A 23,092-nucleotide genomic window follows, 5' to 3' on the forward strand; every position below is an offset into this window, starting at 1 on the left:
ATCTAGTCATGTGAAAAAAGTCATTATGTTTCCTGGTCAGGGATCTCAGTATAAAGGAATGGGTAAAGATCTGTTTGGAAAGTACCCATATGAAACCAAATTAGCCTCAGACATTCTAGGTTATGATATCGAAGAACTTTGTGTTAATGATCCTAATCGTCAGTTGGTAAAAACGCAGTATACACAACCAGCCATCTATGTGGTAAATAGTTTTTTGTATAGAGAACACAACCAAGTTCCAGATTATCTTATAGGTCATAGTTTGGGTGAGTATAATGCGTTGTTGGAATCGGGAGCCTTTGATTTTGAAACAGGCTTAAGACTGGTACAAAAAAGAGGCGAACTCATGAGTGAGGTTTCTGGTGGCGGTATGGCCGCTGTATTAGGGGTGGATATAAAAGATGTCAAACGGAAATTAGCAGCGGATGTATATGAACACTTGAGTATAGCAAATTATAATACGCCTACGCAAACCGTAATTTCTGGTACGGAAGCAGATATTAAAGCAGTTGTAAAAGATTTTACTGCACAGGGCATAACCATAATTCCATTATTTGTGAGCGCGGCTTTTCACTCTCCGTATATGGAGCTAGCGGAAAAGGAATTTTCACACTTCATATCAAACTTTAACTTTAATGAACTTAAAATTCCAGTTATAGCCAATGTTACTGGACGCCCTTATGAAAACCATTTGATAGTAGATTTGCTTAGTAACCAGATTTCCCGTTCTGTATGTTGGAGTGATTCAATTCGTTACTTAATGGGACAAGATGTAAGTGAATTTCAAGAGGTCGGAAAAGTTATGTTAACCAAAATGACTACCGAAATTTGTAATAGCTGTAGCCCTATTAAGGAGGGGATTAGGTAGCATAAAGGAAAATACGTGGTGCTACAATTCAATTTATTTATAAATGAAGGGACTATTACGTTTAATGTAATTAAAATAATAAAATCAGATATGAGTGAAAAAATGAATTTAAAATCAATTTATACATATGATTTTTGAAAAATATGGATAAAAAAAGATGTTTATTTAAACACATAGCGGTATTAGTTTTTTTCAATTTTTACTTTTTGGGTTTAATGGCTCAAAATGGAGAACTTCAAATACAGTCGGAGGTATCAAAAATTGGAGTTGTACAAGGCACTATAATTGATAAAAGCGGTAAAGAGCCAGTTGTATTTGCTACGGTTATTATCAAGAATAAAAAAGATAAAAAAATATTAACAGGCGGAATGACTGATAGTAAAGGGAACTTTAAGGTAAGAGATTTGCCTGAGGGAGAATTTATTTTAGAGATTCAATTTATTGGATATAAGACTGAAACTAAAGAGTTTTTGATTTCTAGTGGAAATAAAAGATTAAATTTTGGAATAATAAGTATAGAAGAATCAATTCAAGAACTAGATACGGTTAAGATTGTTTTGGAAAAATCTACGATCGAACAACGTGTAGATAGAAAAGTAATTAATGTTGGTAAAGATCTGATGACAGCTGGAGCAAGTGCATCCGAAATAATGAACAATATACCATCGGTTACTGTTGACAGTCAAAGTGGTAATTTGAGTTTTCGAGGTAATGATAATGTTAGGGTTATGATTGATGGAAAACCGTCAAATTTAAATACCGCTCAATTGTTAAAACAAATACCTTCCACAGCCATTAAGAAAATAGAATTAATTACGAGCCCATCGGCGAAGTACAATCCAGAAGGAATGAGTGGTATTATCAATATTGTGCTTCATAAAAATAATAAATCAGGTCTTAACGGAAAGTTCAATTCAGGCTTAATAAAGAGAGCAAATACTATATTTAATAATTTTGCAGCTCTTAATTATCGAGGAGAGAAAATAAATGTTTATGGTAATTATTCTAATAATATTGGAAAAAACCTCTTTAGTTCTGTTATAAGCAAAGAAATAGACAATTCGACGCAATTTTCTGCATTAAGTTTTGGTAATAATAATCATTTATACAAAATCGGTTTGGACTATTATATTAATGACAAAAAAGCAGTTTCGATTTATACGAATCAAACGGTTGCTTCAAGGGAAAATACCATGTTGGCTGATATCATATACAATCTAAATGATCAACCAAATTCTGAATTAGATTTTAATAATAACATAACGAGCTTTATTGGATCTTATAATTTTATATATAAACAAGAGTTTGATAAAGAAGGACATACTCTAGATATAGAAGCGGATTATAATGCTCTTGATAATGAGGAAGATGCTGCTAATATTTTTAGTCTGAAAGAAGACTTTAACGAGTTTATTAAAGATAAACGTACAACTACAATAATAAATTTGGATTATTCTAATCCATTATCGAAGACTTCCAAATTGGAGCTTGGCGCTGAGTATCGAATGCGTCGAACAACAAATAAGTATTTAAATGATAATGTGCTTTTAAACTCGGAGTATAACAATGATCGAGATATTTTATCCGCATATGGAATATATTCTAAAGATTTGGATAAATGGTTTTATCAATTAGGTATAAGAATAGAGCAATATGAAGAAGACACATATTTAAACAAAGAAAACCAACCTCATATTGATTTTTCAAACGAAATATTTAACCTCTTCCCTTCGGGGGCATTAAGATATAATCCAAATGATAAAAATTCATATCGATTAAATGTAAGCCGAAGAGTAGATCGTCCTAGATTAGATCAATTAAACCCTATTCGCCAATTTGCAAACCTTAGATTTAGACTTATTGGAAATCCATACTTAAAACTTCAATTTACTAATTCCATAGAATTAAACTATATAAAGCAAATTAAAAAAGGAAGTATAAACACAAATGTTTTTTATAGAAAGACTAAAAATGAAATTGCCAGAAATGTATTTCTAGACCCTAATGATTCTAGTGGAGATGAATATATTATAAGTTATCTTAATTATGATGCTAATAATTCCTTTGGATTAGAGATGTCTTTAAATTATAAACCTGTTTCATGGTGGAATTTCAATGCTGGTTTTGATTTGTATTCAACAAAAATCCAAGGTACTATTGACGATGAATTATTTGAAGGAGATAGAACCGTTTTTAATTTTAGATTTAATTCCAACGTTAACATAACCAAAAGTCTAACGCTTTCTGCTTTTATGCTGTATCAAGGCCCAGACCAGCGATTACAATCAAAAAAAGGGGAGGTATATTTTGTTAACTTAGGACTAAGCCAGACTTTTTTGAATAAAAATGCAACTGCCAATCTCAATTTTAACAATCTATTCAGGTCTCTAAATTTCGATTTAGAAACTCATGAAGCTTTAGGAGTATATGGTCGATTTAAGGGAGAATCCAACTTTGTTTCTATGAACTTTTCTTATCGTTTTGGGAACAGAAAGAATAAGGGGGTATCTCGTAAAAAAAGAGATAAAAAGGAATCTGATAGTAGGTAACGATCAAAATATTTGAATTTCCACAAAGATGGTAACTATTTGCTTCTAATGGGAACAGAAATTGATTGAATTTTAAAAGAGATGAAGATTAAAGCAAATTATAGAAATATATTAGTTATTGCATTCCCATTAATTTTGGCCAATTTAGCAGTAGGTATAAGCCAAATAATAGATACTGCATTTGTAAATAGGTTAGGTGAAAGCGAGTTGAATGGAACAATGTTGGCATCCATGGCTTTAATATTTTATTCTTTTATATGGGGTGGGTTTTCAGAGTATAGTCAAATGTTGGTAGCTCGTAAAACTGGAGAAAAAAAATATAAAGAAGTTGGAAAGATATTAGATCACATATTACTGTTAGGCATAGTACTGTTACTATTTATTCTTGGTCTGTTTTTTTTAACTAAAAACGGTGGGTTACAATGGATGGTAGAGAGTGAAGAGATTATTGAAAACACCATAATATATTTGGATGTTATTGCCGTTGGCTTACCTTTTTTTATTCTCAATAGTTTTTTTGTTGCTTTTTTTTCCGGTCTTGGGCGCACCTATATTGTTACTTATGGGGTTTTAATTACCATAGTAGTAAACCTGGTTTTGGACTATATATTAATATTTGGAAATTTCGGATTTCCTGAGTTAGGGGTCTTTGGTGCAGCTTTAGCATTAATAATAGCCCAGATGTGTACCTCGATACTATATATATGCTTCATATTTAAATTGGGATTGATAAAAAAGTATGCGCTTTTTAAATTTAAAAGCATTGATGTAGTGTTTGTTAAAAGTATCACTTCAAAAACGTTTCCATTAATTGTACAAAACTTGTTTTATATCACTGCTACTTGGATTTTTTTCATAATGATTGAAAAAAAGGGAGGGAGCGATTTAAGAACTTCCTATGTCGTACGATCATTATACTTATTTATTAGCATTCCAGCTATGGCAGTAGGTAAGGCGGTGAATACTATAGTAAGTAATTTATTGGGACAAGGCAGGAAAGACCATGTTTTAATCGCGATTTTTAAGTCGCATCAAATTGGATTAGGAATTAGCTTGCTGCTTTGCGTACTTCTTTATATTTTTCCTGAACTCTTTTTAAATATTTATACGAATGATACTGAGGAAATTGCCAAAGCAATTCCAATACTGCAAACAATCTTAGTGTCAACGCTTTTATTTTCTGTTAGTATGATTAATATGTACGCCATAATAGGAATTGGAGAGACTAAAATAATATCCTATGTTGCTGTAATTAGTTTTAGCTGTTATCTGTTATTTGCTTATTATTCCATATTCGAATGGAAGTCAAGTATTACAATAGTATGGCTAAGCGAATGGATTAATTGGGGATTATTTACGATACTATCCGCTTCCTATTTTTTATTTTGGAAAATTAGAGTACAAAAAACTAAAGCAACATTAATTGAGAAATAGTGTATGGAAAAAAGTTTTGTTCAAAATATAACTATGATGAGGGAGAACGATATACATATTGTTGCCGTTGCTTTTGTTCAAAGCAAGCTAGACGAAGTTTTTCTACATGTAGAAAAACTTCACCATGAAGAAAAAAAACGTTACTATATGCTTATACACGATCGTAGAAAAATAAGTTATTTACTAGGGAGGTTAGCTGCAAAACAGGCACTTATGAGTTTAACTAAGGTGGCTATTGAAAATTCGATATGGATAGATTCTGGTATTTTTGGATTTCCAGTAGTACGATGCAAAGCGATGCAAAATAAACAAGTAAGTATTAGCCACAGTAATATTATGGGAATAAGTATTGCTTTTGAAGAAAACCACCCCATGGGAATCGATCTAGAAAAAATTAGTACCAATCAAGAAAATGTTATTTTAAATTATATTACAGATGAAGAGAAAGTGTTATTGAAAAATATTAACATGAATACTATCGCTGGATACACTGTTATTTGGAGTATTAAAGAATCTTTGTCAAAAGTGATTAAAACGGGAATGATGTTAGATTTCTCTTTACTAACAATATCTAGCATTACTCTTGAAAATTCTACATTTGAATGCTCATTTCACCATTTTGGACAGTATAAAGCAATAGCACATATTAATGACAATTATGCTATTTCTATTGCTCTTCCTAGAAAAACAAAAGCTAATTTTAACGAAGTATGGGGAATGTTTGCTTCTTTAAGTCATGAATAATTATGAATGTAAAAGTTTTTAAAGTGTCCCACTCTAATTTTAAAAATCAATGCTATTTAGCTCACTTTAATGGAAAAGGCGTATTAATCGATCCAGCTTGGGATTTTCATACCATTGATACTTTTATGAAGGACAATAACATTGTACTTTTAGCAGTATTGCTAACACATTCACATCATGATCATACCAATTTAGCGAAGCAATTTGCCGAAACATATGGCTGTCCAATTTTTATGTCAAAAGTTGAAATTGATAATTCCAGTTTCCAATGTATAAACTTGATTCCTATTGATCATTTAAAAACTATTGATTTTAACGAGTTTCGAGTAACTCCCATTTTAACCCCAGGTCATACAGAAGGAGGAATATGTTACTTAATAGAAAATCATTTATTCACAGGAGATACTTTTTTTATTGAAGGTGTTGGTATATGTGATGAGAAAGGAGCAAATGATTTGTTTGATTCTGTACAATTTATCAAAAAATATATAAAACTCGATACGAAGTTTTGGCCTGGGCATTCTTTTGGAAAACAACCAGGTAAGAGTTTAAATTTTTTGTTACATAATAATATTTATTTCCAGTTTAATAATAGAACTCATTTTGTGAAATTTAGAATTCGAAAGAATGCTCCTGACCCTTTTTTATTTAAGTGAAAATGATAGAAACTTAAAGAAATTGTTGTTCGATTTCAATAAATTTTTGATTGGAATGATTTTACAAAACTTACTCAGAAATAAAGCTAGAAAAAGAACACTATAAAATTCTAGATGCCTTATTATAAGACTTGATGTTACGTTATATTAAACAATGAAACTTCTGAAAGGAATAATGTTACTGACAAAGAATTTATTGAAGAACTATTAAAGCAATTTTAGATAATATAGTGAGTCTATTTTTAGACCCTTCAATACGTACTTCATTCCAAAATTCATCTTTTCTAGATTCATAAAAAACATTCTAAATTGACGAAACTAAATGGAAGAATTTGTATCTTATTAATAAATAATATCACTAAAAATTTAAAATTTATTTTATAGCACTATTATCTGTTGCTACTTTAGTGTTTTCTTGTTCTTTAGAAAACAATAATAACGAACCCATAACAAGGATCAATCCCAAAAGTTGTGTGTGGATTGAAATAATAGTTTGGGATTGATCCGTTACTCTTGATGCTTCATTATAAAGTGTAGCAAAGTAATCTTTGGCAGTTTTAGAATGTGTTTGTAGACATTACAGATGAAAAGGATTTTTATTAATACAATTTTACGAATATGTCTCACAAGATTTCAGAAAATACCAACATATATAAATACATATTACTAGTAAGTTTACAACTGAGAGCAGGAAAGTGATTTGCTTTAAAATTAAATAGGATTTTAACTTCTAAGCTATTTAAATAAAGCAGTTTCTTTTTAATTAATATAATATAACATGATGAAAAATTACAAGTTAACAGTGTTTATTTTGGTTTATACTGTATTTGCTACTGCCTATGGGCAAAGTGTAACCTTTAATGTAGATTTAAATAGAGCAGCATATCCTGAAACAGGAAAAGAACTGCGAATAGGCGGAAACGCAAATGGTACAGGTTGGACTTCTAGTCTTGTGCTGTTGTCTGACCTTGATAATGATGGGATTTATAGTGGTTCGGCAGATTTTCCTGTAGGAGATTTTCTTTTTATCGAATTACAAGCATAAAGCTTTTACGATCTTAATAATCAGTTTGTAGGCTTCAGTTTTGAAGTTGTATAAGTATGATTTGAAAAGGGAGGTATTCAATATGTTGAGTCAGATTTAGAGTAAAGACATTAAAAATTGATTTAAACAAAAAGTATTACTAGATAAGATAATGTCTATGTAAGTTGAAAAAAATAGAATAATAAGAAATGAATAAAAGTATATATAGTTGTATCATCCTTACTCTTGTATTGTTTTGCTTTTTTGCATGTAAAAAAGAAAATAAGTGGGAAGGAGAATGCGTAAACTCTCATGACATCGAGAAGGTGTCTATAGCTCCAGTTAAAAATAATGTTCTAAAATATAATGTTCTTGTAAAAACAGGAAAAGCATTGGATGTTTATGTTAAATATTGGGTTGATAAAGAAAGTTCTCTAGATAGTATAAATGGAAAACATTTTTATTACACACAACTTTCAAAAAACAAAAAAACACATCAAATTACTTTAACAAACCTTAAGCAAAATACGTCATATAAATATAGTGTAGTTGTTCAAGATAATACTTGTAAAAGTTATAGTGAAGAAAAAACATTTACAACTAATTCAATTCCTTATTGGCTTCCCTTTAACCACCCAAAATCTGATAGTACTGTTGTGAAAAACTTATTTAAAGGTTATGTACTCAGTCACTCTTTAGATATTCCAGGGTATTTACTTCTTCTAGATAACGAAATGAAAATTGTATGGTATCATGAAGTACCTAGAAGTATTAAAGTAGCACATTGGACAAAGCACCATACTTTTTTAACCATATTAAGTATAAACCCTACTAAGTTTACGAGGGGAGAAGAAATTGCCGAATTTGATTTAAAGGGGGATATTCTTTTTAGAATTCAAACAGGTAAAAAAGGTTTAGATAAGGTTATTCACCATGAAGTTAGATATGATAACCATGATAATATCATGGCGTTAAGCTATGTAGAAGGTAAATATGATATGACCTCTTTAGGAGGTAGTGCCCAAGAAAATGTAATAGGTGATGGTATTATTATTATAGACAAAAAGGGAAATAAGGTCTGGGAATGGTCTGCATTAGATGTTCTTGATCCAGTGAGTTATCCAGGTATAATGGATAAAAAAGAAGATTGGCTACACGCCAATTCTTTATGGCAGGATAAAGAAGGACATTTTTTAATCTCTTTTAGAAACCTGAATCAAATATGGAAAATACATGGAGAATCTGGAAAGCTTATATGGAAATTAGGAGGTGACGATGGCGATTTCAATTTGCCCGATAATTTGAAATTTTACGGACAACATGCTGCTCATATAAATAGTAGAGGAGAGCTTATGCTCTTAGATAATGGCCTTAACGATTCTATTCCTAAGGTTAAATCATTCATTATAGATGAAGAGAAAATGACAGCAACCCCAAAGATTAATTTTGCTATGCCTAAAGAATTTTATTCTGCTTCAAAAGGGAGTGCATATCTTATAGATAATAAATATGTTATGTTTTGCTCATCTGATAAAAAAAGGGTTTACTATTTTGATATATCTGGAAATTATATTGGACAGTTAGAAGCTAGTTATAAATCTTATAGAACGGAGTATGTTGACAAAATGTATAAAATTAATGATTTTATAAAATAGAAATAAATACAATCTGATGAATGATAAATTAGTGTAAATATTGATTAACACTTATTTATGAGTAATAAAACATAAAGAAACCTCAAGCCCCCTTTTAATCGAAAAAAATTCGCTTAGACTTTGTCTCTGGATTACCGTTGAAATTATTAGTCCCGTTAAAACGGGACTTTAAACACAGAATTTTGGTTTTTGACCTTTCTAGACCAAAACCTGTGCTCAACTTGATTGGGTATGGAACCAGAGAAATACTTCTATGGTTGCCTCGGGGGTAGTTGATTTCAAGAAATTCTTTATTTCTCTTAAAATATCATTATCACTGTATAATTATGTTTGAATTCGTTAATGATGAATTATAAAATGAAAATTTTAGATATAAAGTAAATATAAGTTGAGAAACATTAAAAAAATGAATTTTAATAAAAATAACAATGGTTTGCCAATTTCTAATTTTGATAAAGAAATAAAATTTGGGTCTTCAAAAATTGATGATAATTTGTTATGGAATTCTTTTAAAGAAGGTAGTAGAAAAGCATTCTGTTATATTTATAATGAAAATTTTGATAAACTTCTTTTATATGGGATCAAGATAACCCAGAATCAAGATTTAGTTGAGGATCAGTTACAAGATTTTTTTATTTACCTCTGGAATAAAAAAGAAAATCTTACTATAAAATATTCTATAACTAACTACTTACTTTTTGCATTTCGTTATAGACTTGTACACACAATAAAAAAGGAAAATAAAAATAAAGATTTATCAGATTGGGAGTCAAATGAGATAGAAGAAATAGGAATGCCAGATCAAGATCATCTTAGTCGTGTTAATAATGTTGTAGATGTGTTACCTATTAAGCAGCGCGAAATTATTTATTTAAAATACTTTGAATCATTAGACGGATCCGAAATAGCCGATATTATGGGTATTAGTAAAGGAGGTGTTTATAATCTTTTGTCTCGTGCAATTTCCAACTTAAAGAGAAAGTTGAGTGATGAGAAACTTAATGCGAGAGTTTAGTTCCATTTTTGCTTATTAATTTCTAAGAGTAGAGGTATTAAACCTAAACCTTGCTAAAAATAGGGATTAGTTCGATTTAGAATTTTGAATGTGTCTTATAGACTCCCAAAATTGAGTTTCACTAATAAAAATAATTGAATTTTACCTATTAGATTTTAAGAAACGATACTCTTAATAATAAACAATGACGATAAATAATTACTCTAATATTTAATTAAAAAATGACCAAGAATAGTATAGATAAAGTAAAATTAAGGTTTAAAAATGAGTCTTCTGGCTTATTGGATATTATAAGCAAGATTATTTTTCTGATTTTTTTCAAAATAAATGCATTGAAAAAAGTGATCATAACGACTACTTCAATATTTTGTCTATTATCAAGTTATGGTCAGGAACGTACTTTTTCTCCATGGTTAGTGCCAAAAGAAGGAAAGCCTTTGTTGAGCTATATAGAGCCTATAATAGCATCAGGATCTGGAGATCACATTAGTATGTTTGTAAAACCAGAAAATTATGATAGAAAAGAATGGGATGAGTTTATTAGCGCATCTCATGAAGGAGGAATTCGTATCGTATATTTAGCAGTAGGGGGTAGTGAAAAGAGTTTTGATACACCAGAAGCAAGAAAAAAAACGGTAGATAAATGGATTTTAAAAGCAAAGAAGTATGCTTTTGATGGTATTGATATGGATATAGAGCATATTACACCCGAAGTAAAAAACGAACATATCAAGTTCGTAAAATACGCAGCAGAACGTTTGCATAAGGAAGGTCTAAAATTAGCAATGGCTGTAGGTTATTATCCTGCAATGCTTCAAAAACCATTTGTTTGGTGGTATGATCCAGTGACTATTGGTAATTATTGTGATAATATTAGAATCATGCTTTATGATCAGAATTTTGGAGGTGGGAAAATGGATGATGAACTAAAAAAACGATTAGATTGTTACGGAATGGGACCCACATGTTCGTACCCATATGCAGAGCAAGCGTTGAATTTTTGGATGGAATTTGTACCTACTGAAAAACTAACGATTAATATACCTGCATATAGTAATATTTATTATTTAGACCCACAGTATAATGTTGGTGTTAAAGATCTCTATGCTAAAAATGGACAAAGCTATTATCCAAGCCCGCAAGACATTAATAAGGATAAGCCAGTACATAAATATTGGTCTTGGTTAGATAGAATATGGGTTTATATATACACTAGTAGTATTGACGGTAGATTAAAGAAATTTTATGCAGCAGATAAAGATAGCACAAGTCATTTATTGAGTCTATTTCAAGAAAAAGGTATTTCAAGTGTGGGGATGTGGATTTATGATGGAAATTCAGCTAAAAAACAATGGCAAGAAATGAATAAAATAGTATTGGATTGGGCAAGCTCAGAGAAGTAAATAAATAACTGTGATTCCCAGATACTTGAAGCGAGATAAAAAGTAGTCTCTTCTTTGTATCCCTTAAAATTACTGAAGAGTAGTTCTTTTTAAGAATAGTAATTGGGGAATAATGATTCTAGTTTGGATATTTTATAACTACAAATAAAAATAATTGAATTTTACTTATTAGATTTTAAGAAATTATACTCTTAATAATAAACAATGGTGATAAATCAGGGCTCTAATATTTATTAAATATTAAATTGAAAAAAGACCAAGGTAGTATAGAAAAGGTAAAATTATTAATAAACAACCCGCTTTTTGTTCGTATGGTAACGGAAAAAGGAAAAGAAAAGATGAGGTTTGTTATTAGAAAAAAATTTTCTGAATATAATGAAGAAGATATTATTGTGGCTTGCCATATAGTGAATTCAATGAAGGATGCAGAGAAAATGTTGAGCTTACGAAAGCATAAGATTTGGGAAAATATTGAAAAAGAGTCTTTTAGTGAGGAGAAAGTTGCGTTTTCTAGTTCTGTAATTGGAGATTGTTTTAGGGCTATAGGAAAAATAAAACATGCCATTGTTGTCGTTTTAGCAGGAATATTAATAGGTGGTTATTTCTTTAAAGATGATATACTTATTACTCTTAATAATAATACACCCGTAGTAGTAAATAATATTGAGGTTGGTAAAAACAAAGCCACTTTAACCTTAGGGAACGGTTTAGAAGTAATCCTAGAAAATGGTGCAAATTTTCAAGCAGAAAATTTGAGTAGCAATGGAAAGGAAATTGTTTATAATACGAGGGGTCAAGAAAATGCAACGGAAATAGAATTTAACTATTTAACCGTTCCAAGAGGTGGTCAATATTTCGTTAAATTATCTGATGGCACCCAAGTTCGGTTAAATTCTGAAAGCCAATTAAAATACCCTGTTAGTTTTATTAATGGAGAAACTCGTGAGGTAGAGCTTGTATATGGAGAAGCTTATTTTGACGTATCACCTGGTAATGTGCATAATGGGGCGAAATTTAAAGTATATAATAAATCTCAAGAAGTAGAAGTGTTAGGTACAAAATTTAATATTAAAGCTTATAAAGATGAGCCGAATGTCTATACCACTTTAATTGAAGGTAAAATTATAATCAACACGTTAGCAAACAAGCAAGTATTGGCTCCAAATGAGCAGTCAATTTTAAATGTATTCAATAGTGAAATGGAAATTGTTGAGGTTGATATAAAAGGTGAAATAGCTTGGGTTAATGGAGATTTTGTTTTTCAAGGAAAAACATTAAAAGACATCATGAAAGTATTATCGCGATGGTATAACGTAAGTATAGAATTTCAAAATAAAGAAATTGAAAAGTATAAGTTTAATGGAGAGTTAAGTAAATCTCAAGATTTAGAAGAGATACTATTATTGATAAAAAATACAAACTTTATAAGTAATTATGAAATAAAAGAAAAAACAATAATATTAAAATAAAAAGAGGAATAGAAATATTAACATCTCAACGAAAATAAACCTTCCTCTCTTTGTTACGCACAATTAATTAAATGTTTTAACTAACTAATACAATGTAAATTTATGGAAATTAAATCAATTAAAAATTGTTTTCTATTTAGAAAACAGTTTTTTAAACTTATTATGAGAACATTCATTTTTGTATGTTGCTTTTCGATGTTTAGTATGACACCGAACAACTTAATGTCGCAAAACGCAAAAATTATAGTTGATACTGATAAAGTAGTAACTGTAGATGAAATTTTTAAAATGATTAGTAGCCAAACGGATTATAAGTTTATCTACCAAGAAGATTTATTTAAAAAACATCCAAAAGTAGTATTAAAAAAAGGAGAAATTAAGGTTAGTAAATTATTGAATGAAAGTATTTCTTCTTTCAATGTTAATTTCGATGTTAATAAAAATAATACTGTAATTATTAAAAAAGAAACGTTACCGACTACTTCTAGCCAATTAGAAGAGTCTAACCAAAGTATTCGAATTACTGGAATTATTAGAGATGTTGATGGACGCTTGCTGCCAGGAACTAATATTCTTGAAAAAGGTACTGAAAATGGTACGCAAACCGATTTTGACGGAAAATTTTCTTTATATGTTGAAGACAAAAATGCGGTATTGGTAGTTTCATTTATTGGTTATAATACTCAAGAGATTTTAGTAGATGAAAGTGTAGAAATGAATATTACTCTTATTCAAAATGCAACAAGTTTAAACGAAGTTGTGGTTGTTGGGTATGGAGGATCTCAAAAGAAATCTGATCTTACAGGTGCCGTTTCTCAAATTTCTGCTGAAGATTTTGAAGATCAACCAATGATATCTGTAGATCAGGCATTACAAGGTAGACTATCTGGTGTACAAGTAACTCAAAATAATGGGGTTCCAGGTAGTGGATTTAAGATACGAGTTAGAGGTTCTGGGTCATTTGGTAATAACGATCCTCTTTATGTTGTAGATGGGTTTATTGGAGCAAGTACAGCTAATTTTGCTCCCGAAGATATAGAAACTATTAGTGTTCTAAAAGATGCTAGTGCTACAGCTATTTATGGTAATAGAGCTTCTGGTGGTGTTGTAATTATAACAACTAAAAAAGGAAAAGAAGGAAAGAATAAAATTGAGTTTAATTCTTTTATCTCGGTTGGAGATCCAATTGGTGAATTTAATTTGTTAAGCGGAGCGGATTTTGCAGAATTGGCAAATAGAAAAAGTCTTGAACAAGGTGGTGTGGACATTTATACAGACCAACAAATAAGTGAATTAAGAGCTAATGGAGGAACAGATTGGCAAGATGAAATATTTCAAACAGCTATTACAAATAGTTATCAGTTAGCATTTAGTGGAGGTGGACCTGGTATTTCATATTATGTGTCTGCTAATCATTCTAAACAAGAAGGGTTAATAAAGCGCACAAATTATGAGAGATTTGGTTTTAGAGCTAATCTTGGTGCCGAAATTAGCGAAAAAATAAAGATGGATTTTAATGTGTTTGCGACTAGCGATACTCGTAAAAATGGAGCTAGTAACACCTCTGCTTTTGGAGACCAAAACCTTATGGCAGCAGCTCTAACATTCGATCCAACAACTCCTGTTTATGATAGTGATGGAGAATTTAATTTATTTTCAGTAAATAATGTTGCTAATCAATGGCAAAACCCTCTTTTTTTAGCAACTGTAGCAGATCGTACAACTTATGGAAAGTATTTACAATCAAGAATTGCTTTAAATTATGAAATTACAAATAATTTAAGCTTTAATATTGCTTTAGGAGCAAATTCTAGTTATAGTAATTTTAGAGAGTATGTTGATCCTAGAGTTCTTCAGACAGGAAATAGTGCTACAAGTAATGTAAGTGATGGACTTTCGTATCAAAATACGAACAGACTTACCTATACAAATATATTTAACGAAAAGCATAACATCTCTGCCGATCTTATATTTGAACAGTCAGAATACAATAGTCGTTTTACAGAAGCATCATCTGAAAACTTTCCTAATTCTAATTTAGGAGCAGATAATTTAGGTTTAGGAACTAACCAAGAAGTTAGGTCTGGATCAAGTAGAAATAGTTTGGAATCTTATATAAGTAGGGTAACTTATGGTTTTGATGATAGATATTTACTAACAGGGTCTATTAGAGCAGATAAATCCAGTAAATTTTTAAATGATCAAACAGGAATATTTCCTTCCTTTTCATTAGGTTGGAACATTTCAAACGAAGATTTTTTTGGAGATGATTCTGTTATAAGCAACCTTAAATTAAGAGGAGGTTGGGGTGTAACAGGAAGTGATAAAGTTGATACACAAGCAGCTCATGCTTTTCTAACAACAAATGGTAACAATTATGTTTTTGGAGGAAATCTTGATTCTAGCTTATCAATTGGTATAGGACCTTCCGAAACAGCAGCTAACCCAAATTTAACATGGGAGGAAACTAAACAAACCAATGTAGGTTTCGATTTTGCTGTATTAAATGGAAAGATTAGTGGTGCTTTTGACTACTATAGTAAAAAAACAGAAGGTTTGCTTATGAGAAGAAATTTGCCAAATTATACAGGATCAAATTACCAATGGGTAAATGCTGCTGCGGTAGAAAATAAAGGTTATGAATTTTCGGTTAATGCATACCTGGTTACTACCAAAGATTTTTCTTGGGAAATGGGAGCAAATTTTTCAACAAACAAGAATAAGGTATTAGCATTAGTTGACGATTTAGAGCAAATTGAGTTAGGTGGTGATTATAATTCGTTTTCTGGTGCTGTTACCATTGTTAAAGTTGGAGAATCATTGGGATCATTCTATGGTTATGAATACACTGGGCCAGATCCTACTACAGGTGATGCTACCTATAAAGACCTTAATGATGATGGAGTGATAGATTCTGAAAATGATAGAACTATTTTAGGTAATGGTAATCCAGATTTTGTTTTCGGTATTAATAATAGATTAACATATAAAGGATTAGAGTTAAATCTATTTGTGCAATCCTTACAAGGAAATGAGATTTATAATGCTATAGGTACTAGTACGTATGGATGGGGAGCTATATCTAGGAATGCTCTTAACCCTGGAAGTTTAGACTCTTGGACACCAACCAATACCGATACCAATATTCCTAGTTTGAATAGTGCAGTCAGACCAATTTCTTCATTTTCTATAGAAGATGGCTCTTTCATTAGGTTGAAAAACATAAGCTTAGGTTATAATTTACCATCTAGTACATTAAACACCATTGGTATAACTTCAACTAAAGTCTACCTAAGTGCTCAAAATTTAATTACATGGACCAAATATTCTGGCTTTGATCCAGAGGTATCTAGTGGTGGAGGTAGCGATATCGACCCTGGAGTAGATAATGGAGTATTTCCAAATACAAAAACAGTAACTCTTGGGCTTAATGTTAACTTTTAAAAAAAAACATATTATGAAAAAAAATATATTATTTAAGATTAGTTTTTTTATGTTGGTTGTTACCAGTCTTTTTATTTTCAGCTGTCAGGAACTTGAGCCTGACATAGAAGGAACTTTAACGGCTGGTAATTTTTTCCAAACAGAGGGAGATTTAGATGCTGCTGTGACAGCTCAATACAATTCTCTATTATCATTTGCGACTTATGTACATGGTCAAATACCTTATTTTGGAGGTGATGATCTTACCACTTGGGGAGCTGGTAATAAAGATAATTTCAGACAGTATGATCAATTTTATCCAGATGCGGATAATGGTAATGTAAAGGCTCAAAATTGGAATCCATGGTGGAAAATGGTATTAACAACAAATACTGTACTTGATTATTACCAAGAGGTAGATGCCTCTCAAGAATATTTAGACCAAGCGGCAGGTCAGGCACATTTTCTTCGTGGATTGGCTTATTTCTTTTTGGTAAGAACATATGGAGAAGTGCCTTTATTAAGTTCTACTGAAGTTTCTGGAGAAGAGGAAAAAGCTTCTTTTGAAGCTATTTATGCTCAGATTATATCAGACTTTACTCAAGCTAAAGGTTTGCTTCCAGCAACATGGGGAGATGAGCAAGGAAGACCTACTAAATGGGCGGCTCAATCTTATCTTGCTCATGTTTATTTAACATCGGCAGGATTTCCTTTAAAAAATACTGCTAATTATGCATTGGCAGCGGCTGAGGCAAAAAATGTAATTGATAATGGTCCGTATGCTTTAGTGGCTAATTTTGCTGATCTATGGAATGACCCTACTACACAAAACAATTCTGAAAGTATTTTTGCAATAAATTTCTGTTATAGTTGTGGTGGTTGGACTTTTGGAAATTGGAAATCTGTTGGTTCTGTTAGTCCAGAAGAATCAGGATGGCAAGATTTCTTTACAGAAGTAGGTTTTTTTAATGGGTTTCCAGAAGGACCACGAAAAGAAGCCACTTTTACTACAGAATTTCCTGCAGCTGGAGGAGGAGTTATTACATGGCAAAATAGTTTACATAAGCATCCATACTTTGCAAAATGGAGAGGCACACTTAAAGATGATAAATTTGATTATAACGGTGGAGGTCCAGACTTAAATGCATATTTAATGCGTTATTCTGAGCTATTGTTAACATATGCTGAAGCGAGAGTTATGTCGACAAGTTCGACTGATACAGAAGCGTTGGCTAGTTTAAATAAAGTAAAAAGAAGAGCTGCAGGTAAGCCTGTAAACGTTCCAGACCCATCAGTAGATGTTACAAGTGCTACTCAAGCAGAAATTGTTCAAGAGCGTGCATGGGAATTAGCAGGAGAGTATTCTAGATGGTTCGATATGGTAAGAACTGAAATTATTGAAGAAGTAGCAGCAAATAAAGATGCTTTAGATTTACCAGTGATCGGCACTATAAATGAAGCGAATCCTTGGGCTTTGATTCCTTCTTCTGAAGTTGAATTGAATCCAAACCTTGGAAATTAATTATTATTAATAATGTTTAGTCCTAAATAACCGATGCAGATTATAAAGGATTAAAAATAAATATTTAAACCTAAACAATGATATTGATATCGTTGTTTAGGTTTTTTGATTAATATCGTTTGGTTTTAAAGTATTTTATTGATCCATTGTATTAGGGTTAGCATATTGTTGGATAAATGTAGTCTTTAATTGTTAAATCCAGATTGTGTTTTGCTATATCAAACTCCCGCTTTTTTAGCGGAACCTTTAGGTTTAATACTCGGATCTTTAAAAAATATTTCCTATTGAATACCTCGTATGCTAGTATTGAAGTAGCTTATAAAGCTTTCTTTTAATGTTTTTTGGTAGACATGAGAAAAATGTCTCGGCCTAAATGAAATAGCGCCTAGTGTAATGGAAAGAAACAAAACAAATCAAAAAAGAGGTCTCTAAAAAGTGTCATTCTGAATATTACCGAGAAACAAAATATATTTTGTTTTGAAAGTAGCAGCAAAGCAATGAAACATCCCTAAAAATTTTAATGTTTCATTTTTAAATAAATAAGATTCTTTATTTTACTTTGCTAAGAATGAAAGTTTATCACTTTTTAGACAGCCTCTTTGAATATGTTATTTTAATCCTTTATAACCTGTATTGGTTATTTAGGAATTAGTCAACTTTATGTTTATTGTATGTATTGATTGGCTCTAATGTAAATATATAATTCGTTATTGCCTATGGTTTAGTTAATTTAAGCATTGACCTACTTTAAAATTAACCTTTAAATTTTCCTCTTTAATTTCAATTTTATAATTGTTCTCTGATGTTATATTTTTACAAGATTTATCTCCTAAAATTTTTATATGATTATCCCAACTACCATCTGGTGATTTTAAAAGAATGAATTGTAAAGCACTGTTTTTTTGTAGTAGTCTGGTGCCTGTGTAAATACCATCATAATCATAATCAGTTAATGTTACTCCATTTGAGTGCCAGTATTCTTTTGCTCCTGAGTTTGAGTTTGTAAATGTGCCAGAAATCATAAGAAATTCACGACCTCCTTCAATATCCTTAAAATAAGGAGAACCATTCATGTCTACATTAAATACAACATTTACATAATCTGGATTCTTTGAGCCTTGTGTAAAATAAGGGGAGTTTTCCCAATTGGCCTTTACTGTTTTTAGACTTTTCTGAAATCTTGTAAAATTTTTATACTCATTTTGTGTCCAACCCACTTCCGCATACGCAGCTATTCTTGGGAAAACCTGTCTATAAAGGTCTTCTATATTGGGAATCCATTCTCCCCACATTTGGCAACCGAGTCCTAAAATTTTATTTTCTAAAGATTTGTCGATGTCTTTTGGAATAGGACTAAACCCATAGGCTTTTTCAAGAGATATAGAATTAAAATCATAATCAAGATACGTATAATTGTGTTGGGAATTTACAACTTCATGACCTTTAGAAATAGCGGATAGCATAAGTTCACGACTTCCTTTCCAAAAGTGAACAATAGCGCTTTCTGCAAGTTTTTGGTTGTTTTCTTGCTTTTCTTCACCTGCTCTCCATTGGTGTAAATTTTCACCTAAAATATCATTCCACCCCATCATTCTATGTCCCTTACTTTCTATAAAATTTGATACTTTATTTGTAAATAAAATTTGAATGTCTGAAAATGTATTCAAATTATTATTAGCCATATAATCATTAATCTCCTTATTATTTTTCCATTGACCAAATTTTACTTCATCCCCTCCTATATGAACAATTTTACTAGGAAATAAATCGATAACTTCTTGTAAAACATCTTCTATGAATGTATATACACTGTTATTGGCAACGTTGTAAATATTAGGTAAAATCCCAAATGTAACAGGTACTTCTATGGGTTTGTCTAATGTGCCTAGCCAGGGGTATGACGCAATCGCTGCAGATGCATGTCCAGGCATTTCAATTTCAGGAATAATGGTTATGTGCTTTTTTTGAGCATAATCAATAATGTCTTTAATGTCTTCTTGCCTATAAAAACCAGAATGGGGTTTTCCTGTTCTTTTATCACTTTTAACACCGTTTATCTGCGTGTTATTTCTTAAACTTCCTATTTCTGTTAATAAGGGGTACTTTTTTATTTCAATACGCCAACCTTGATCGTCTGTTAAATGCCAATGAAATACATTCATTTTTAATTTTGACATTTGATCTAGCATATCAAAAACAACTTTTTTACCTTTAAAATGTCTCGATTCATCCAACATAAATGCACGCCATTTAAAAGCAGGTTTATCTTGTATAGAAACACAAGGAAAGGATATTTTACTGTTTTTAGTTTTAGTTTGTAATTGCAGTAATGTTTGCAAGCTATAAAAGATACCTGCTGGTTTTGCAGCTATAATTTGAATTTTTTTATTATTAATTTCTAGATTATAGCCTTCATCCCCTAGGTTTTTAAGTTTATTTTCAACTATTAATAATTCAATATTAGCATTTTTTGATTCAACTACTTTTACATGCAATTCACTCATTAGCTTTTGTAGTGTTTCAAACTCGTTTTTTAAGCCTGTATCGTAACTTACTTTAAGCTTTTTAAGCTCTAAAGTATCACCATGAATTTTAATAGTATTAGGGTGTGGAATTAAATTTAATTGAGCCGAAGCTTGGATGCTTAATAAGCAAACAATACAACTTACAATCAATATTTTTTTTGTGTTTTTATAAGTTAACATAAACATCATTTCTATTTGTAATTTCTTTTAATAAATTTAATTGTGCTTGCTTTTTGTTTAAATCTTCCTTGCATGCATTTAATGTGATTTTTTGTTTTAACAATTCATTTTCAATATTGAAATTTTCAATTTCTTCTTTTGAAAATGATTTTTCTTGTTTGTTTAAATCCACTTTATAATTAAGTTTTAATAGTGTAGAACCAGCTATATTTTCAAATAATGTTCTATCTGAATAACTCATGTCTTTTAAAAATTTATTAAAATTATCTTTAAGAACAGGCTTAGATAAATTTTGCCACATTTTTCCAGAACTAGCGGTTTTTAAAGATTCGTTTGAGATATGATAGTCTAACATTGAACTGCTGAAGCTAATATTTAGAAAAACACAGAGTTCTCTAAGTATTTTTTCAGGGTTTGCTAATAGATCTTCGTAACAAATTGAAAAAAAACGGTTGCTACTTATATTTTTTCCTAATTGAATACACTTTTCTTGGTTCTCTTTCCATTGCTTGGCAATGTGAAATATGTGTTTTGGTCCCACAATAGCTTTTTTAAAAGAAAGCGCTACATCTCTTCCGTCTCTATATAAATAAATATACAAAGGGTTTATGCCAGATGTTTCTATTTCTTCAGCGTATTGTACATTAAACATGCTTTTACAGCACCAATATGTAGAGTTGGTAGCGGTTGCTTTTAAGCTATATATAGCATTAAAAATGGCTATTAACGAATTTGATGTACATAGCAACCTGATCTTTTCTCTATCAGGGGTGAAACCTTCCCACGGTACAGGGTTGAGTTCTATTAATTTACAAACATCATCTATTAATGTTTTAAAATTATGCGTATCGTTTAAGTTTCCATATTTAGGTAATAACGGAAAGAATCTTTTTAAAATGTGGGGTGGGTGAGGTGCATCAATGTCTTGAATTTGATTTAGCATGACTCTTAAGAGATTTGACCCCGAGCGTTGAGTGCCAATAATTTGTATGGCTTTTGTTTTATTCATAAGTTTTAGTAAAAATTAAAAAAAAGGATTCCAGCTATTCCAGAAAGTGGAATTAAATAAACAACATCGATCTTATATTTTATAGATGCCAATAAAACAGCTAAAAAAATAAATCCTGCAAACCAGTTTATTGAAATACTTTTACCAATGGTAAAAGCGGCAGAGAAAATCATACCAATAACAGCAGGTCTAATGCCTTTAAAAGTTGCTTTTACAACGCTTGAGTTTTTTATTTTATTTAAAAACTCAGAAAAGAAAATCATAATTAATCCAGGAGGAATAAAAATTGACAACGTTGCAGTAATAGCCCCTAAAAGACCTCCTAGTTTGTAACCAATAAAAGTAGCACTTATAAAAATGGGGCCAGGCGTTATTTGTCCCATTGCAATGGCTTCAATAAATTCAGTTTTAGTTACCCATTGGAGTTGTGATACTATTATTTCCTGCATTGCAGGGATAATAACATAGCCACCACCAAATAATGTAACACTAATACTAGAAAAGGTTAACATTAATTGTTTTTGAATAAATGCATTTTTATAAGATTCACCAGTAAGCAGATATGGTATAATAGTAACTATTATACCTATTGAAGTTGCAATTAGTAAAGTGTTTACTAATTGCTTTTTTATTTTAAAAGGCTTTTTTTGAGGGTTAAGTTCGGGCTTAACGTAATTTTTATAAATTACATAACCTAAAAACCCGCCACCAATTATGATAATAATAGTGTTGAAAACTGATTTTATAAAAAATAATGCTGAAATTGAAGCTATGCATATTAAAACTTGCTTGTAATCTTTAATATGTTTTTTTGCCATATTAATTGCTACCGATATTATAATAGCTATAACAGCAGGCAATACACCTTTAAAAAAATTTGCTAAAAGAGGAAATTGCCCATATTCAATATAAATAATTGAAAGTAATAACATAAAAAGAAATGATGGCAGTAAAATTCCTAGCATACTAACTATGGCGCCTTTAATTCCCTTAAGTGAATAGCCTATATAAACAATTACATTAACTGCCATAGGACCAGGTAAAATTGATGCTAATGAAGTGGCATCTAAAATTGTTTGATCCTTTATAAGTTGTTTTTTTTCTACCAATTCTTTTTGAACAACAGATATTAATGCCATAAACCCACCAAAAGAGGTTGCTCCAATCTTTAAAAAAGACCAAAATAAAAATGGCAGTGTTACTTTTGTTGATGGGATATTGGTTTTATCTGTTTGTGTCATTATATGGAAAGATTTTCTACTTTTCTTTTAAGAATCTTTTTGTCTTTTAGGATCCATTACATCAAAAAAAAGAGACCATTGCAAAACCTTCCTTTTTATGATTTAATTCCATTTCCCTTTTGTAGTTGTAGTATCATTTTTTTTGCCCACCAAAATAGAAGATATCTTAAAGATTTGGTGTAAAAGTAATTTAAAGGACAATCGCAAAGGGGTAATTATTATGCAAAAAGGTTAGGTGTATTAGCATTTTTTTGTTTCAATCCCTTTCTGTTACTGGTATAGGTGGGTTTTGTAAGTATAAATTACTAAAATAACTGTTTGTATTTAATAAACTTTATATTTGCTCTCTGTCATTGATAATTTATAAGAAGACCC

General features: G+C 30.7%; 15 protein-coding genes. 12 read left to right on the forward strand and 3 right to left on the reverse strand.

Features of this window, described 5'->3' with window-relative positions:
* Positions 1-10 precede the first annotated feature (10 nt).
* The 12 genes from fabD to Q4Q40_RS22510 all read left to right on the forward strand — a co-directional run bounded on the left by fabD (position 11) and on the right by Q4Q40_RS22510 (position 17,762).
* Positions 11-868 carry an ACP S-malonyltransferase gene (gene fabD / locus Q4Q40_RS22455; protein WP_303304306.1) on the forward strand — a complete coding sequence of 286 codons (858 nt, stop codon included), beginning with the start codon at positions 11-13 and terminating at the stop codon, positions 866-868.
* 143 nt (positions 869-1,011) lie between these two features.
* Positions 1,012-3,417, forward strand: coding sequence for a TonB-dependent receptor (locus Q4Q40_RS22460; protein WP_303304307.1), 2,406 nt, complete (start codon positions 1,012-1,014; stop codon positions 3,415-3,417).
* 81 nt (positions 3,418-3,498) lie between these two features.
* Positions 3,499-4,851: an MATE family efflux transporter gene (locus tag Q4Q40_RS22465; RefSeq protein WP_303304308.1), complete on the forward strand. Its 1,353-nt coding sequence runs from the start codon at positions 3,499-3,501 to the stop codon at positions 4,849-4,851.
* Between the two features lie 3 nt (positions 4,852-4,854).
* A complete protein-coding gene (locus Q4Q40_RS22470; RefSeq protein ID WP_303304309.1) occupies positions 4,855-5,595 on the forward strand; it encodes a 4'-phosphopantetheinyl transferase family protein in 741 nt (246 codons plus the stop codon).
* A 2-nt stretch (positions 5,596-5,597) separates the two neighbouring features.
* Positions 5,598-6,251, forward strand: a complete 654-nt coding sequence (locus tag Q4Q40_RS22475; RefSeq protein ID WP_303304310.1) for an MBL fold metallo-hydrolase — start codon at positions 5,598-5,600, stop codon at positions 6,249-6,251.
* A gap of 778 nt (positions 6,252-7,029) precedes the next feature.
* Positions 7,030-7,296 (forward strand): hypothetical protein, encoded by a 267-nt coding sequence (locus Q4Q40_RS22480; protein ID WP_303304311.1) that lies wholly within the window; start codon positions 7,030-7,032, stop codon positions 7,294-7,296.
* Positions 7,297-7,484: 188 nt separating this feature from the next.
* Complete coding sequence (locus tag Q4Q40_RS22485) at positions 7,485-8,930, forward strand: aryl-sulfate sulfotransferase (protein WP_303304312.1); 1,446 nt, start codon at positions 7,485-7,487, stop codon at positions 8,928-8,930.
* A 406-nt stretch (positions 8,931-9,336) separates the two neighbouring features.
* Entirely contained in the window at positions 9,337-9,945 is a 609-nt protein-coding gene (locus tag Q4Q40_RS22490; protein WP_303304313.1) for an RNA polymerase sigma factor, read from the forward strand.
* Between the two features lie 221 nt (positions 9,946-10,166).
* Positions 10,167-11,348 carry a glycosyl hydrolase family 18 protein gene (locus tag Q4Q40_RS22495; protein ID WP_303304314.1) on the forward strand — a complete coding sequence of 394 codons (1,182 nt, stop codon included), beginning with the start codon at positions 10,167-10,169 and terminating at the stop codon, positions 11,346-11,348.
* Between the two features lie 245 nt (positions 11,349-11,593).
* Entirely contained in the window at positions 11,594-12,817 is a 1,224-nt protein-coding gene (locus Q4Q40_RS22500; protein WP_303304315.1) for a FecR family protein, read from the forward strand.
* A 222-nt stretch (positions 12,818-13,039) separates the two neighbouring features.
* Positions 13,040-16,261, forward strand: coding sequence for a SusC/RagA family TonB-linked outer membrane protein (locus Q4Q40_RS22505; protein WP_303304316.1), 3,222 nt, complete (start codon positions 13,040-13,042; stop codon positions 16,259-16,261).
* Positions 16,262-16,274: 13 nt separating this feature from the next.
* The gene (locus Q4Q40_RS22510) at positions 16,275-17,762 is read left to right on the forward strand and encodes a RagB/SusD family nutrient uptake outer membrane protein (protein ID WP_303304317.1); all 1,488 of its coding nucleotides are present in this window, start codon (positions 16,275-16,277) and stop codon (positions 17,760-17,762) included.
* Positions 17,763-18,487: 725 nt separating this feature from the next.
* Here the strand turns inward: Q4Q40_RS22510 and Q4Q40_RS22515 are convergent.
* From Q4Q40_RS22515 to chrA, 3 genes are read right to left on the reverse strand one after another with little or no spacing between them, the layout of a single operon-like run.
* Complete coding sequence (locus Q4Q40_RS22515; protein ID WP_303304318.1) at positions 18,488-20,467, reverse strand: beta-N-acetylhexosaminidase; 1,980 nt, start codon at positions 20,465-20,467, stop codon at positions 18,488-18,490.
* Entirely contained in the window at positions 20,454-21,476 is a 1,023-nt protein-coding gene (locus tag Q4Q40_RS22520; protein ID WP_303304319.1) for a sulfotransferase family protein, read from the reverse strand. The genes Q4Q40_RS22515 and Q4Q40_RS22520 overlap by 14 nt, the downstream gene beginning before the upstream one ends.
* 5 nt (positions 21,477-21,481) lie before the next feature.
* Entirely contained in the window at positions 21,482-22,717 is a 1,236-nt protein-coding gene (chrA, locus tag Q4Q40_RS22525; RefSeq protein ID WP_303304320.1) for a chromate efflux transporter, read from the reverse strand.
* Between the last annotated feature and the right edge of the window lie 375 nt (positions 22,718-23,092).

It is taken from the genome of Flavivirga jejuensis, assembly GCF_030540765.1.
GTDB classification, from domain to species: Bacteria; Bacteroidota; Bacteroidia; order Flavobacteriales; family Flavobacteriaceae; genus Flavivirga; species Flavivirga jejuensis.

What these genes read in the sequence shown, in the direction of transcription:
- Q4Q40_RS22460 (WP_303304307.1), top strand. Translation starts at nt 1,012, where the DNA reads ATGGATAAAAAAAGATGTTTATTTAAACACATAGCGGTATTAGTTTTT.
- Q4Q40_RS22465 (WP_303304308.1), top strand. Translation starts at nt 3,499, where the DNA reads ATGAAGATTAAAGCAAATTATAGAAATATATTAGTTATTGCATTCCCA.
- Q4Q40_RS22470 (WP_303304309.1), top strand. Translation starts at nt 4,855, where the DNA reads ATGGAAAAAAGTTTTGTTCAAAATATAACTATGATGAGGGAGAACGAT.
- Q4Q40_RS22475 (WP_303304310.1), top strand. Translation starts at nt 5,598, where the DNA reads ATGAATGTAAAAGTTTTTAAAGTGTCCCACTCTAATTTTAAAAATCAA.
- Q4Q40_RS22480 (WP_303304311.1), top strand. Translation starts at nt 7,030, where the DNA reads ATGATGAAAAATTACAAGTTAACAGTGTTTATTTTGGTTTATACTGTA.
- Q4Q40_RS22485 (WP_303304312.1), top strand. Translation starts at nt 7,485, where the DNA reads ATGAATAAAAGTATATATAGTTGTATCATCCTTACTCTTGTATTGTTT.
- Q4Q40_RS22490 (WP_303304313.1), top strand. Translation starts at nt 9,337, where the DNA reads ATGAATTTTAATAAAAATAACAATGGTTTGCCAATTTCTAATTTTGAT.
- Q4Q40_RS22495 (WP_303304314.1), top strand. Translation starts at nt 10,167, where the DNA reads ATGACCAAGAATAGTATAGATAAAGTAAAATTAAGGTTTAAAAATGAG.
- Q4Q40_RS22505 (WP_303304316.1), top strand. Translation starts at nt 13,040, where the DNA reads ATGTCGCAAAACGCAAAAATTATAGTTGATACTGATAAAGTAGTAACT.
- Q4Q40_RS22510 (WP_303304317.1), top strand. Translation starts at nt 16,275, where the DNA reads ATGAAAAAAAATATATTATTTAAGATTAGTTTTTTTATGTTGGTTGTT.
- Q4Q40_RS22515 (WP_303304318.1), bottom strand. Translation starts at nt 20,467, where the DNA reads ATGTTAACTTATAAAAACACAAAAAAAATATTGATTGTAAGTTGTATT.
- Q4Q40_RS22520 (WP_303304319.1), bottom strand. Translation starts at nt 21,476, where the DNA reads ATGAATAAAACAAAAGCCATACAAATTATTGGCACTCAACGCTCGGGG.
- chrA (WP_303304320.1), bottom strand. Translation starts at nt 22,717, where the DNA reads ATGACACAAACAGATAAAACCAATATCCCATCAACAAAAGTAACACTG.